Source organism: Pseudolysinimonas sp., from assembly GCF_039912695.1.
Taxonomy (GTDB): Bacteria; Actinomycetota; Actinomycetes; order Actinomycetales; family Microbacteriaceae; genus Pseudolysinimonas_A.
The window spans coordinates 41,266-53,634 of record NZ_JBDSPJ010000010.1; the positions used below are offsets into that span (position 1 = coordinate 41,266).

General features: G+C 65.9%; 12 protein-coding genes, 1 tRNA gene and 1 other RNA gene. 5 read left to right on the top strand and 9 right to left on the bottom strand.

What is annotated here, in order from left to right:
• Window positions 1–45 precede the first annotated feature (45 nt).
• The 6 genes from ABIR17_RS03020 to ABIR17_RS03045 form a co-directional block, all read right to left on the bottom strand.
• Window positions 46–1,080 (bottom strand): Rv2578c family radical SAM protein, encoded by a 1,035-nt coding sequence (locus ABIR17_RS03020; protein ID WP_348002914.1) that lies wholly within the window; start codon window positions 1,078–1,080, stop codon window positions 46–48.
• A 38-nt stretch (window positions 1,081–1,118) separates the two neighbouring features.
• Window positions 1,119–2,594 (bottom strand): malate dehydrogenase (quinone), encoded by a 1,476-nt coding sequence (gene mqo, locus ABIR17_RS03025; RefSeq protein ID WP_348002881.1) that lies wholly within the window; start codon window positions 2,592–2,594, stop codon window positions 1,119–1,121.
• 9 nt (window positions 2,595–2,603) lie between these two features.
• Complete coding sequence (locus ABIR17_RS03030) at window positions 2,604–3,308, bottom strand: SGNH/GDSL hydrolase family protein (RefSeq protein WP_348002882.1); 705 nt, start codon at window positions 3,306–3,308, stop codon at window positions 2,604–2,606.
• A 32-nt stretch (window positions 3,309–3,340) separates the two neighbouring features.
• Window positions 3,341–4,393, bottom strand: a complete 1,053-nt coding sequence (locus tag ABIR17_RS03035) for an aspartate-semialdehyde dehydrogenase (protein WP_348002883.1) — start codon at window positions 4,391–4,393, stop codon at window positions 3,341–3,343.
• Window positions 4,394–4,489: 96 nt separating this feature from the next.
• Complete coding sequence (locus ABIR17_RS03040) at window positions 4,490–5,758, bottom strand: aspartate kinase (protein ID WP_348002884.1); 1,269 nt, start codon at window positions 5,756–5,758, stop codon at window positions 4,490–4,492.
• Window positions 5,759–5,828: 70 nt separating this feature from the next.
• Window positions 5,829–6,470, bottom strand: a complete 642-nt coding sequence (locus ABIR17_RS03045) for a TetR/AcrR family transcriptional regulator C-terminal domain-containing protein (RefSeq protein ID WP_348002885.1) — start codon at window positions 6,468–6,470, stop codon at window positions 5,829–5,831.
• Window positions 6,471–6,536: 66 nt separating this feature from the next.
• Between ABIR17_RS03045 and ABIR17_RS03050 the strand changes: the two genes are divergently transcribed.
• Entirely contained in the window at window positions 6,537–6,833 is a 297-nt protein-coding gene (locus ABIR17_RS03050; protein ID WP_348002886.1) for an antibiotic biosynthesis monooxygenase, read from the top strand.
• A 68-nt stretch (window positions 6,834–6,901) separates the two neighbouring features.
• Window positions 6,902–7,717 carry an endo alpha-1,4 polygalactosaminidase gene (locus tag ABIR17_RS03055; RefSeq protein WP_348002887.1) on the top strand — a complete coding sequence of 272 codons (816 nt, stop codon included), beginning with the start codon at window positions 6,902–6,904 and terminating at the stop codon, window positions 7,715–7,717.
• Between the two features lie 123 nt (window positions 7,718–7,840).
• On the opposite strand, the gene ABIR17_RS03060 is transcribed toward ABIR17_RS03055, so the two are convergent.
• The 3 genes from ABIR17_RS03060 to ABIR17_RS03070 are packed head-to-tail and all read right to left on the bottom strand — an operon-like array spanning window position 7,841 to window position 11,415.
• A complete protein-coding gene (locus tag ABIR17_RS03060; RefSeq protein ID WP_348002888.1) occupies window positions 7,841–8,608 on the bottom strand; it encodes an HAD-IIB family hydrolase in 768 nt (255 codons plus the stop codon).
• Between the two features lie 37 nt (window positions 8,609–8,645).
• Window positions 8,646–9,245 (bottom strand): recombination mediator RecR, encoded by a 600-nt coding sequence (gene recR / locus ABIR17_RS03065; RefSeq protein WP_348002889.1) that lies wholly within the window; start codon window positions 9,243–9,245, stop codon window positions 8,646–8,648.
• Between the two features lie 49 nt (window positions 9,246–9,294).
• Window positions 9,295–11,415, bottom strand: coding sequence for a DNA polymerase III subunit gamma and tau (locus ABIR17_RS03070; RefSeq protein WP_348002890.1), 2,121 nt, complete (start codon window positions 11,413–11,415; stop codon window positions 9,295–9,297).
• A 51-nt stretch (window positions 11,416–11,466) separates the two neighbouring features.
• Here ABIR17_RS03070 and ffs point away from each other — a divergent pair.
• From ffs to ABIR17_RS03085, 3 genes are all read left to right on the top strand, one after another.
• Window positions 11,467–11,563, top strand: an RNA gene (gene ffs, locus ABIR17_RS03075) — signal recognition particle sRNA small type.
• Window positions 11,564–11,651, top strand: a tRNA-Ser gene (locus tag ABIR17_RS03080).
• A gap of 90 nt (window positions 11,652–11,741) precedes the next feature.
• A complete protein-coding gene (locus ABIR17_RS03085; RefSeq protein ID WP_348002891.1) occupies window positions 11,742–12,368 on the top strand; it encodes a hypothetical protein in 627 nt (208 codons plus the stop codon).
• Window position 12,369: the final 1 nt, after the last annotated feature.

Consider the following 12,369-nt stretch of genomic DNA (forward strand, 5'->3'; position numbering starts at 1 on the left):
CTCACCAGCTAACCCTACGTCTGTACCCCGGTCACGGCACGGAGTTCAGAAAAGTGTCGGTTGCAGCCCGGCGGCGGCGACCGCGGGAATCTCGTGCGGATGCGCGGCATCGGTCAGTGCGGGCTTACGGTCGAGCCCGTACGCGCGCAACAGGGGACGCACTCGGGCGGCCAGCCAGCTGCGGTACTCGGCTGGCGCGTACACCCGACCGCCGGGGTACAGCACCCGATACTTCTCAACCAGTTCGGGATGCGCGCGCCCCAACCAGGCGAGGAACCACTCACGCGACCCGGGCTTCAGATGCAGCGCGGAGTAGGCGACGTCCGTCGCTCCGGCCGCGGCGATCGCCGCGAAGGCCCGGTCGAGGTGGGCAATCGTGTCGGTCAGGTGCGGCAACACCGGCATCACAAAGACCGAGCACGGCAGGCCTGCGTCACGGACCGCCCGCACCGTCGCCAGCCGGGCCTCGGTCGTCGGTGCGCCCGGCTCGACCTGGTGACGGAGCTCGGGATCGAAAACGTCGATCGTCATCGCGACGTGCACCGACACTCGCTTCGAGGCGACCTGAAGCAGCGTGAGGTCGCGCCGCAGCAGAGTGCCTTTGGTGAGGATGCTGAACGGCGTGTCAGCGGCGGCCAGCGCAGCGATGATGCCGGGCATCAAGCGGTAGCGACCCTCGGCCCGCTGGTACGGGTCGGTGTTCGTGCCGAGGGCCACGGCATCCCGATTCCAGCTCGGGCGCGCCAGCTCCCGAGCGAGAACCTCGGCAACGTTCACCTTTACCACGATCTCGGAGTCGAAGTCTTTGCCCGCGTCGAGGTCGAGATAGGTGTGAGTCTGCCGCGCGAAACAAAACAGGCAGGCGTGACTGCAGCCTCGGTAGGGGTTGATCGTCCACGCGAACGGCAGGGCAGACGCGGGGCCGGGAACCCTGTTGAGAGCCGACTTCGCGATCACCTCGTGAAAGGTCATGCCGGCGAACTCGGGAGTCGTGACCGACCGAATGAGACCGCTCAGGGTGCCGAGACCGGGCAGCGCATTCGACGCCTCCGCCTGCACCTCTTGCCCACTCCACCGCATGTCGACATTCGAACACATGTTCGAATGTCAGTCAACTGCTAAGCCGAGATGCCGAGCGCCTTCGCCGTGCGAGAAATCGTTGACTTCGCGGTTGCCGAGTCGCCCGCAAGGTTGGCACCGTACGACGGGATCATCTCGTCGAGAGCCGGGCGCCAGTCATCCATCTTCTGCGGAAAGCATTTCGCGATCAGTTCGAGCATGATCGGCACGGCCGTCGATGCTCCGGGCGAGGCGCCGAGCAGTCCGGCGATCGTCCCGTCGGCACCCACAACAGCCTCGGTGCCGAACTGGATGATCGGCTTGCCGTGATCGTCACGCTTCATGATCTGCACGCGCTGGCCAGCCGTGATCAGGTACCAGTCCTGAATCTCCGCGCTCGGGGCGAACTCTTGCAGCAGCCTGAACCGCTTGGTGCGGCTCGCCAGCAGCTCGGTCACGAGGTACCAGACCAGCGAGAGGTTGGTGAGACCGGCCCCAATGATCGTGACGATGTTGTGCGGGCGGATCGAGGCGAAGATGTCCCACCACGAGCCGGTCTTGAGAAACTTCGGCGAGAAGCCGGCATAGGGGCCAAAGAGCAGACTCTTCTGCCCGTCAACGACGCGGGTGTCGAGGTGCGGTACCGACATCGGCGGTGACCCGACGGCGGCTTTGCCGTAAACCTTCGCCTGATGCTTCGCGACAATTGCCGGGTCATCGGTGCGCAGGAATTCTCCGCTGATCGGGAAGCCGCCGTAGCCGCGGATCTCAGGGATACCCGACTTCTGCAGCAGGTTGAGCGCGTAGCCGCCGGCGCCGACAAACACGAAGCGGGCGGTGGCTTCGAACGGAGTCGAGCCGACATCGTTGCGGCCGCGGATGGTCCACAGCCCGGTCTTGCGCGAACGCTTGAGAGCGGTCACCCGATGATTGAGGTTCAGGTCGGCTCCCCCGGCGACCAGTCCGTCGGTCAAGACAGTGGTGAGTGAGCCGAAGTCGACATCCGTCCCAGCCGCGATGCGCGTGGCCGCGATGCGCTGGTCCTTGCGACGCCCGGGAATCAGCAGAGGCGCCCAGGAGCGGATCACCGCCGCATCTTGGGAGAACTCGAGGCCCTCGAACAACGGATGGTCTTTGAGCGCCTCGTACCGCTTCTTCAGGTAGGCGACGTTGTCGTCACCCCAGACGAAACTCATGTGCGGAACGGGGTTGATGAAGTTGTCGGGTTCGGGCAGCACGCCACGGTTGACGAGGTACGACCAGAACTGCCGAGAGACCTGGAACTGCTCGTTGACCTTCACCGCATTCGTGATGTCGATCGTGCCGTCCGCACGTTCGGGCGTGTAGTTGAGCTCGCACAGGGCCGAGTGGCCGGTGCCGGCGTTATTCCACGGAGAAGAACTCTCGCGCGCAACGCCGCCGAGGCGTTCGAAGATCGCGATCTTCCAGGTGGGTTCGAGTTGCGAGAGCAGTGTTCCGAGGGTTGCGCTCATGACCCCGCCGCCAATAAGGGCGACGTCGATGGGTTCAGTCACCCGTTCAGTCTAGTGATTTGCCGGGAGGCCGACCTGGGTCAGGGCGTCGTCCATCCGGGTCGCCATCGCGGCGTAGCCCGCGTCGTTCGGGTGCAGCCCGTCGGAGGCCATCCATTCGGGATGTCCTTCGATCCAGTGCGAAGCATCCGGAATCCAGTCGGCACCGATCGCGTCGGCCGCATCGTGAACCCAGCCGATGATGACTGCAACAGAGTCGGGGCGCTCGTCGGTGTACCAGAACGGCTCGACGACGATGAACCGCGCGTGGGGCAGCGCATCCTTCAGCCGCGTCAAGTCGGTGACGATTTGGTCGCGGATGGCAGTGCCGAACGCGTCATACGAGAAGTTGTCGTTGAGTCCCATCGTTACGAAGACGATGTCGGGCTCAGCCGCGATCACCTGCCCCGGCAGATCGGGGTCTCCTGCCACGATCTGCCCGGGCAGAGGCCCATCGGAATTGCGGTGATTCACGAAGCCGAGGCCGTTGACGCTCGGGTTGACCTCGGTCCAGCCGCGCTCAGCGCAGATGACGGTCGACCAGCGCTTCGACGGATCAGACGCACCCGTCCCGAGCGTGTAGGAATCGCCATAGAAGGCGACCACCGGCGCATCGGGATCGGGCACGCCGTGCCCTGCGTTGTGAGCAGAACATCCGGTCGCGAGCGCACCCACGAGCGCAAAGATGGCAACGCGCGCGACCCACATGGAGGGCATTCGGAGCGGTCGGCCGGATCGGATTGGGGCGACTACGCCGGGATGCGGGCCGCCACGAGCTCGGCGATCTGCACGGCGTTCAGTGCCGCACCCTTACGCAGGTTGTCGTTCGAGATGAACAGCGCGAGTCCGCGGCCCTCGGGGGCGCCTTCGTCCTGCCGGATTCGCCCGACCAGACTCGGATCGACTCCGGCTGCATCGAGGGGGGTGGGTACCTCCATGAGCTGCACTCCGGGGGCGTCGGCGAGCAGCTCATACGCGCGCTCCGGCGTGATGGGGCGCGCAAACTCGGCGTTGATGCTCAGCGAGTGCCCGGTAAATACCGGCACGCGCACGCAGGTTCCGCTGACCAAAAGGCCGGGCAACTCAAGAATCTTGCGGCTCTCGTTGCGCAGCTTCTTCTCTTCGTCGGTTTCGTTCAGGCCATCCTCGACGATCGAACCGGCGAGCGGCAGCACGTTGAAGGCGATGTTCTTGCTGAACTTGTGTGGTGCCGGCATCGTCACGGCGCGACCGTCTTGCACCAGGCCGATGGCATCCTGACCGACCGCCGCGCTCGCCTGTTCGAGCAGCTCTTCGCCGCCCGCGAGACCAGCTCCCGACACGGCCTGGTAGGTGCTGACGATGAGGCGCGTCAGCCCCGCCTCGGCGTCGAGAACCTTGAGCACCGGCATCGCGGCCATCGTGGTGCAGTTCGGGTTGGCGATGATTCCCTTGCGTGCCTCGTCGATCGCGTGAGGGTTGACCTCGCTCACGACGAGCGGAACCTCGGGGTCCATCCGCCAGGCGCTGGAGTTGTCGATGACCAGGACTCCGGCTTCCGCGAAGCGCGGCGCCTGCACCTTCGACATGGTCGCGCCGGCTGAGAAGATCGCGACATCGAGTCCGCTCGGGTCGGCCGTCTCGGCATCCTCGACGGTGATCTGCTGACCGCGGAACGGCAGGGTCGTGCCCGCACTGCGGCTCGACGCGAAAAAGCGAATCTCTGCGATGGGGAAGTCGCGCTCTTCGAGAAGGCGACGCACGACGGCGCCGACCTGACCGGTGGCGCCGACGACGCCCAAGCGGATGCCATTGCTACTCATGACAGAGAAGCTTACGGCGACAGCGTCGTGCGCCGCCGCCGGCGACTCGGCTGCTAACGCCCCCGAACGCCGAGACGGCGTCCGGGACCGGGCTGCTTAACGCCCAGTTCCTCCGTGGACGACGGCGACCTCGTCGGCATCCAGACCGAAGGCGGCGTGAACGACCTGCATCGCGTGCTGCAACATGTCGGCGCGGGTGACGACCGAGATGCGAATCTCGGACGTCGAAATCATCTCGATGTTGATGCCGGCTTCGGACAGCGCGGTGAACAACTGGGCAGAAACTCCGGCGCTGGTACGCATGCCGGCACCGACGACCGCGAGCTTGCCGATCTGGTCGTCGTACTGAAGCGACTGGAAGCCGACCGCATCCTTCTCGTTGGTGAGAATCGTGACGACCTTCTCGCCGTCTGACTTGGGGAGGGTAAACGAGATATCCGTCAACCCGGTGGATGCGGCAGAGACGTTCTGCACGATCATGTCGATGTTCGCGCCCGTCTTGGCGACGATCGTGAAGATCTCGGCGGCCTTGCCGGGAACGTCGGGAACACCGACGACGGTGACCTTCGCCTCATTGAGGTCGCCGGCGACACCGGTGATGATCGGCTCTTCCACCGACTCCCCTTCCTGCGGCCCCGGGGTAACCCAGGTGCCTTCGTTGTTGTTGAACGAGGATCGCACGTGCAGCGTGACTCCGTGCCGGCGGGCATATTCCACCGCGCGGATGTAGAGCACCTTCGCTCCGGCCGCCGCGAGTTCGAGCATCTCTTCGCTGGTAATCGTGTCGATCTTGTGTGCCATCGGCACCATCCGTGGATCGGCCGTGAACACGCCATCCACGTCGGTATAGATCTCGCACACGTCGGCGCCGAGGGCTGCGGCGAGCGCCACCGCTGTGGTGTCTGAGCCGCCGCGCCCGAGGGTGGTGATGTCTTTGCTGTCGCGGTTGAAGCCCTGGAAGCCGGCGACGATCGCGATCGCTCCGGCATCCAGCGCCTCGCGAACCCGCCCGGGCGTGACGTCGACGATCCGAGCCGACCCGTGGCGATCATCCGTGATCATGCCCGCCTGGCTGCCCGTGTACGACCGGGCGTCGTAGCCCATGCTTTTGATCGCCATCGCGAGCAACGCCATCGAGATGCGCTCGCCCGTGGTGAGCAACATGTCGAGTTCGCGGGGATCCGGTTGCGGCGTCACCTCGTGGGCGAGGTCGAGCAGTTCGTCGGTCGTGTCTCCCATGGCGCTTACCGCGACGACGACGTCGTTGCCCGCCTTGCGGGTCTCGACGATGCGCTTCGCCACGCGTTTGATGCTCTCGGCGTCGGCGACGCTCGAGCCACCGTACTTCTGCACGATGAGGCTCACGGTGGTGCTCCCGAGAATCGGATGAGGGCGAACAGCCCGACTCGAAGTTTAGCGGCGCGGGCGAATCGGCTCATGCCACGGATGGGCGCAGTCGGAGCTCGGCCAATTCCACCGCGACACCCGCGATGATCATCCGGATGCCGTGTTCGAAGACCTCGGGGTCGACAGGTCCGCCGCCCTGCTCGAACGCGGCCTCAAGGATGGCCGACGGTTCGAGCGCGGCGGCCGGCGGTGTCTGACCTGAGGCCGACTGCTCCTTGAGCACGAAACCCGAGATGAAGTGCGTGATCACCGAAATCGTGTGCATCGCGAGCCCGGGGGTGAACCCGAAGCCGACCATGGCCGTGATTTCGTCGTCAAACAATCGGAACAAGGCGGGACTGCCTGCGTTGACCTCGGCCGCGACGCGCGCGCCGTCGCGTCGCGAAGTGAGCGCCTTCCGGTACTCCCGGGCACGGCGGGTGATCCACGCGCGCCAGGGTTCGTCGGGGAGCGGGGCGCCCGTGCCACCGGCGAGATAGATGCGTTCCGCCATGCCTTCGAGCAGCTCGGCCTTGTTTCGGAAGTGCCAATAGATCGCGGGCGACTGCACCCCGAGAGCGTCGGCGAGGCGACGGGTGCTGAGGGCGTCAAGTCCGACCTCGTCAAGAAGGTCGAGCGCTGCGGACTCGATGCTCGCCCGGGTGAGGGGCGGATTCGGGATGGGCGACACGGTTGACACCTTAGCGCTGCTAAGGATAGGTTACGAAGCACTTAGCATCGATAAGGATGGACACCAATGCTGATCATCGCCGGGCACCTCGAGCTGGATCCGAGCCAGCGTGCCGACTACCTCGCGGCCCACAATGACCTGATCGCTAGAGGACGGCAGGCCGACGGCTGCTTGGACCTGGCCATCTCCGCCGATGCGCTCCGGCCCGACCGGGTGAATCTGTTCGAACGGTGGGCAAGCGAGGAGGCGCTCGACGCGTGGCGCGCGGTCTCCGATGCCCCGGAAGTCAACGTCGAGTTCCGGGGTGGCGACATCCAGAAGTACGTCATCGACCACGCCGCTCCGGCGTTCGGTCAGCCTTGACCGCTCGTGGGTAATCGGATGCGGGCGAACAGGCCGGATGCCCAGATCACCGACGTCACAATGGACGAGTGACACCACTGATTCGACCTCTGACGATCGCTGCGATCCTGGCGCTCGCCCTGGGTGGCTGCGCGACGACATCTGCACCGACAGCCGACCCCCAGAACGGCATCCGGCTGCCGCCCGCCGGCGTCGGGTTCGACTACCAGCTCGGCGGCCCCTACGACCCGCCAGCCGGGGTCGTCGTCGTCGCGCGAGACAGCACCGTCGAGCCCGCGTCGGGCTCCTACAACATCTGTTACATCAACGGGTTCCAGACCCAGCCGGGCGAGGCCGCGCTGTGGCTCTCCCCGCATCCCGACCTTCTGCTGCACGACGAGGCGGGCGAACCGATCGTCGACCCCGACTGGCCCGACGAGTACCTGCTCGACACCTCGTCGCCGCAGAAGCGCAGCCAGATCGCCGACCTGCTGACCGCGCGCATCGCCGCGTGTGCCTCCGCCGACTACGACGCCGTCGAAATCGACAACCTCGACTCCTACTCGCGGTCAAACGGTGCCCTGACGCTCGAGAACAACATCGCGCTCGCGACCGCATACGCCACAGCGGCGCACGACCTCAACCTGGCGATCGCCCAGAAGAACGGGGCTGGCTCGTCGCAGCAATTCCGGGATGCCGTCGGCTTCGACTTCGCGGTGACCGAAGAGTGCGCGCGCTACGACGAGTGCGCTGACTACACGGATACTTACGGCGCTCTGGTGTTCGACATCGAATACTCGGCGTCGCACCTCGCGGCTGCCTGCACAGCGGTCGGCAGCGCCATCCTGCGTGACCTCGACCTCACAACGCCCGATCACGCGGACTACGTGTTCAAGAGCTGCTGAGCGTTCGAGAGCTTCCGAGCGCCCCTGGGTGCCGGTTGTCCCCGAATTCCACGTCTTCCGTCTCGTTCCGCGGATTGCGCCGCCGCAGTGTGCGCGGTGCGATGGAAAACGCGGAGTGGAACGTCAGCGGGCGGCCAGGAACCTCTCGACGACGACCGCGGTGTCGTGCCAACCCTCGACGGCGATGCACGGCACCCCGAGCACCTTGACCGGGTAGTCGTTGCCGTCAGGGTCGAGGCGGTCGCCGACGAACAGCATCTCGTTCAACGGGATGCCGGTCAGCTCGGCCAGCCTCGTCATCCCGTACGCCTTGTCGATGCCGCGACGCGTGATGTCGATGCTCGTCGAGCCCCCGGAGCGCACCTCGAGGTCGGAAAGGTGGCGCTGCACCGCGGCGCGGAGCGCGTTCTTCTTTTCGCCGGTGGGGTCCCAGGCCTTCTTCGCGTCAACCGGTGCGGCCTGCCCGAGGGCAGAGAAAGTGATCTGAGAGCCGCGATCCTCGAGAATCGGTCCCCAGGTGTCGGCCTCCCAGTAGCCGAGACGCTTTGCCTCCGACTCGACGGCGGCGAGCGCGGCATCCTTCTGTTCGTCGGTGAGGTTCTCGGCGTACTGCTGCTGCCAGCCACCGTCCCGGAACAAGAAGTACTGCGTGCCGCAGGTCGGCATCAGATGCAGGCGCCCCAGCGCCTCGGGATGATCGACCGGGAGGTTGTCGATGAGCTGGCTCTGGAACTGACCGAACTGCCCCCCCGAGATGACGCAGACCTCGACGACCTCGAGCAGGCGCACGAGCAGATTCGCCATCCGTGGGTCGACCGGAGACTTCGACGGCGCGAGCGTGTCGTCGAGATCGAACGCGACGAGACGGACGTCGGAATGCGGGTCTGTCACCGCATCAGCTTCTCAGAAGAAGCGACCCGGGCAGTCGTCACGCCTCGACCGTGCGACGGCCCTCGAAGGCTCGTCCGAGGGTGACCTCGTCGGCGTACTCCAGGTCGCCACCCACCGGCAGCCCCGACGCGAGTCGCGACACGCGCAGGTTGGGCTGCACGAGCAGGCGTGTCAGGTAGGTCGCTGTCGCTTCGCCCTCGAGGTTCGGATCGGTCGCGATGATGACCTCGGTCACCGTCGAGTCCGCAAGCCGCTTCACGAGGGATGCGATGCGCAGGTCGTCAGGACCGATGCCGTCGATCGGACTGATCGCCCCGCCGAGCACGTGGTACAGACCGCGGAACTCCCGCGTGCGCTCGACCGCGACGACATCCTTTGCCTCCTCGACGACGCAGATGGTCGCCGGGCTGCGGCGCGGGTCGCGACAGATCGAGCAGGTGTCTTGTTCGGCGACGTTGCCGCAGATCGAGCAGAACCGCACCTTGTCGCGCACATCCATCAGAATCTGCGCGAGCCGCTTCGTGTCGAATGACTCGGTCTGCAAAATGTGGAACGCGATGCGCTGAGCGGACTTCGGGCCGATGCCGGGCAGGCGGCCCAACTCGTCGATCAGTTCTTGAACGATTCCCTCGTACACCTCAGTGGTCCAATTTCTCAGTCGTCCAAAGTCTCAGTCGTCCAAAGTCTCAGTCGTCCAACGCCGCAGGCGGATCGACCGGCCTCAACGACTGCTCTTCGATGAACGCGGCGCCCAGGATTTCTCGAACCACCGCTTCGCCATACCGCGCTTTGCCGTCGGCGGTCGTCGATACGGGCGTGCGCGGTTGGGGCTGAGGCTGGGGAGTGGATGCCGGGGTCACCTCAGCGGCGGAAACCGCCTCAGGCGCGGGCTGGGCTTCGGTCGCGGGGGCCGGCGTGGGAGATTTCTTGGGGCCGGGCTTTTCGGCGCCAGCCTTCTCCGGGCTCGAGGGGATCGCCACGACGTTCCACTCCGCGGCGGGTGGCAGCGGGTTCTCGGCGACGGGGCTCTCGGCGACGGCCGCGGGTGGCGATTCAACCGGGGGTGCCGCTGAGCCGGTCTCGTGACGGGTGAGGAACTTGACGCGCACTCCGAGCACCCCGTGAATCGCTCCGCGCAGCAGGTCGCTCACGCTCTCGCCGGGGCCTTGGGGCTGCTTGAACGACGCGACGTCAGCCTCGGTGGCGAACGCGACCGTCAATACGTCGCCGTTGAAAGCGCGGGGCGTCGAGGCAGCGATCGCCATCCAGGCGCCGCGCTTGGCCGTCTTCACGATTTCGAGAACCTCGGGCCAGGCATCCCGAACCTGCTGCAACGTCACGGAGGTGACTGCCTCTTCGACGGCTGGCTCTTCCGGCTCGGGCTCGTCAGTGCTCAGCTCGTCAGCGGCCAGCTCGTCAGGTGCCAGCTCGTCAGGCACCAACTCGTCTGTGGCCACAGCTTCCGGAACCACAGCTTCCGGAGCGGGCTGGTCAGACGCGGGCGCCTCGACGACCGGAGTCGCGTCCGCAACGATCGGCGCGGCATCCTCTTTCGCCCGACGCACGCTGCGGATGTCGACCGGCTCAACGACCGGACGATCGGGCACCGCACGCATCGACGGGTGGTCGTCGATTCCGATGCGACGCTCCAGTCGCTCGACACGGGCGAGCGCTCCTCGCTCCGACTCATCGGCGGCCGGCACCAGCAGACGCGCAACCATCAGTTCGAGGTGCAGTCGCGGCGAGGTGGCGCCGGTCATTTCGGTGAGAGCCGTGTTTGCAACGTCGGCGGCGCGCGACAGCTCGGCTGCCCCGAACGCGTTGGCTTGGGACGACATCCGACCGATCTCATCAAGCGGCACGCCGCGGAGTACGGCGGCCGCGCCGTCCCGGGTCGCTGCGACGACGATGAGGTCGCGCAGACGCTCGAGGAGGTCTTCAACAAACCGGCGCGGGTCTTGCCCGGTCTGAATGACCCGGTCGACAGCGCCAAAGACGGCGCCGGCATCCCGAGCGCCGATGGCGTCGACGACCTCGTCGAGCAGGGCACCGTGGGTGTAGCCGAGCAGCGAAACGGCTCGTTCGTACTTGATTGTCACGACGCCGTCGGCTGCATCCTCGGAGCCGGCAATCAGTTGGTCGAGCAACGACAGGGTGTCGCGCACCGAACCGCCGCCGGCACGCACGACCAGCGGGAGGACCCCACCCTCGACCTCGACCTTCTCGGAGACGCACATCTGCTGCACGTACTCGAGCATCTGCGCGGGCGGCACCAGACGGAACGGGTAGTGGTGGGTGCGGCTGCGGATCGTGCCGATGACCTTCTCAGGTTCGGTCGTCGCGAAGATGAATTTCACGTGGTCAGGCGGCTCTTCGACCAGCTTGAGCAGGGCGTTGAAGCCCTGCGTCGTCACCATGTGAGCCTCGTCGAGGATGAAGATCTTGTACCGGTCGCGGGCCGGGGCGAAGGCCGCCCGCTCGCGCAGATCGCGGGCGTCGTCAACGCCGTTGTGGCTGGCCGCGTCGATCTCGACGACATCCAGTGATCCACCGCCGTCTCGAGCGAGCTCGATACACGAGTCACACACGCCACAGGGGGTGTCGGTCGGACCCTCGGCACAGTTGAGGCAGCGGGCCAGGATGCGGGCACTCGTCGTCTTGCCACAGCCGCGCGGGCCCGAGAACAGATAGGCGTGATTAACCCGATCGGAACGCAGTGCCGTTCGGAGCGGATCGGTCACCTGAGACTGGCCGATCAACTCGGCGAATGTCTCCGGCCGATAGCGCCGATAGAGAGCGGTGACCACGGTGCCAGAGTAGTCGCCGCACCCGACGCTGGCTGAGGCCCTACAATTGAGCCCGGCTCTCCGCGTGGCGCCATCCAGGCCAACTCCCCCAGGACGGAAACGTAGCAAGGGTAACCGGGCTCTGTCGGGTGCGCGGAGGGTCCTTTCAGGAGGATTCGCCTAGTGGCCTATGGCGCACGCTTGGAAAGCGTGTTGGGTGAAAGCCCTCGGGGGTTCGAATCCCCCATCCTCCGCCAATAGTTCAAGAAGTACCGCAGCATCTGAAGTACCCGATTTACGCACGACCCGTTCCAGCGTGCGGACGCAGATCCTTGGGGGAGTTACGCGTGACCGTGCTCGAAGAACACGTCGTGCGCATCGTTCCCCGGCGATCCCTGATCGTTTCGGGGCTCCTTTCCATCGGGCTCGCGATGATCCCGACCTTCGGCCTCGCCTACTGGTTCACCATCCCGCGGGGTCAGGGCCTGTGGGTCGCGATCGTCCAGGGCGTGGTGGTCCTCCTCTCTCTCGCGTTTATGTGGCGCGATCTCTCCGTCACAACCGTCGTGGATGACACCGAGTTGCGCGGCAACGGCATTTTCAGCCCGATGGTGCGCGTGCCGCTGACTCTCATCGCCTCGGTCGATCTGGTGCCGACCTACCTCGGCCAGTCCCACGATCCGGTCACCCAACTGCTGGTGCGCGACGCCCACGGCAAGCGGTTGTTCCGGCTGCGGGGAAACTTCTGGCCCACCGGTGCCCTGCGAACGATCGCAGCGGCGCTCCCCGTTGCCCCGACGATCATCAATGAGCCGCTCTCGCTCAAGGAGTTCTTTCGGGCCTACCCGGGTGCGTCGTACTGGTTCGAAGACCGTCCCGCGCTGATCGCACTGATCTTCGCCGGAGTCGTGGCCATCTGCATCAGCATCGCCGTCGCGACGATGTACCTGATGCAGATCCCCATCATGGGCTGAG

Coding starts and splice junctions, on each gene's coding strand:
- ABIR17_RS03020 (WP_348002914.1), bottom strand. CDS start 1,080: ATGCGGTGGAGTGGGCAAGAGGTGCAGGCGGAGGCGTCGAATGCGCTG.
- ABIR17_RS03030 (WP_348002882.1), bottom strand. CDS start 3,308: ATGCCCTCCATGTGGGTCGCGCGCGTTGCCATCTTTGCGCTCGTGGGT.
- ABIR17_RS03035 (WP_348002883.1), bottom strand. CDS start 4,393: ATGAGTAGCAATGGCATCCGCTTGGGCGTCGTCGGCGCCACCGGTCAG.
- ABIR17_RS03050 (WP_348002886.1), top strand. CDS start 6,537: ATGCTGATCATCGCCGGGCACCTCGAGCTGGATCCGAGCCAGCGTGCC.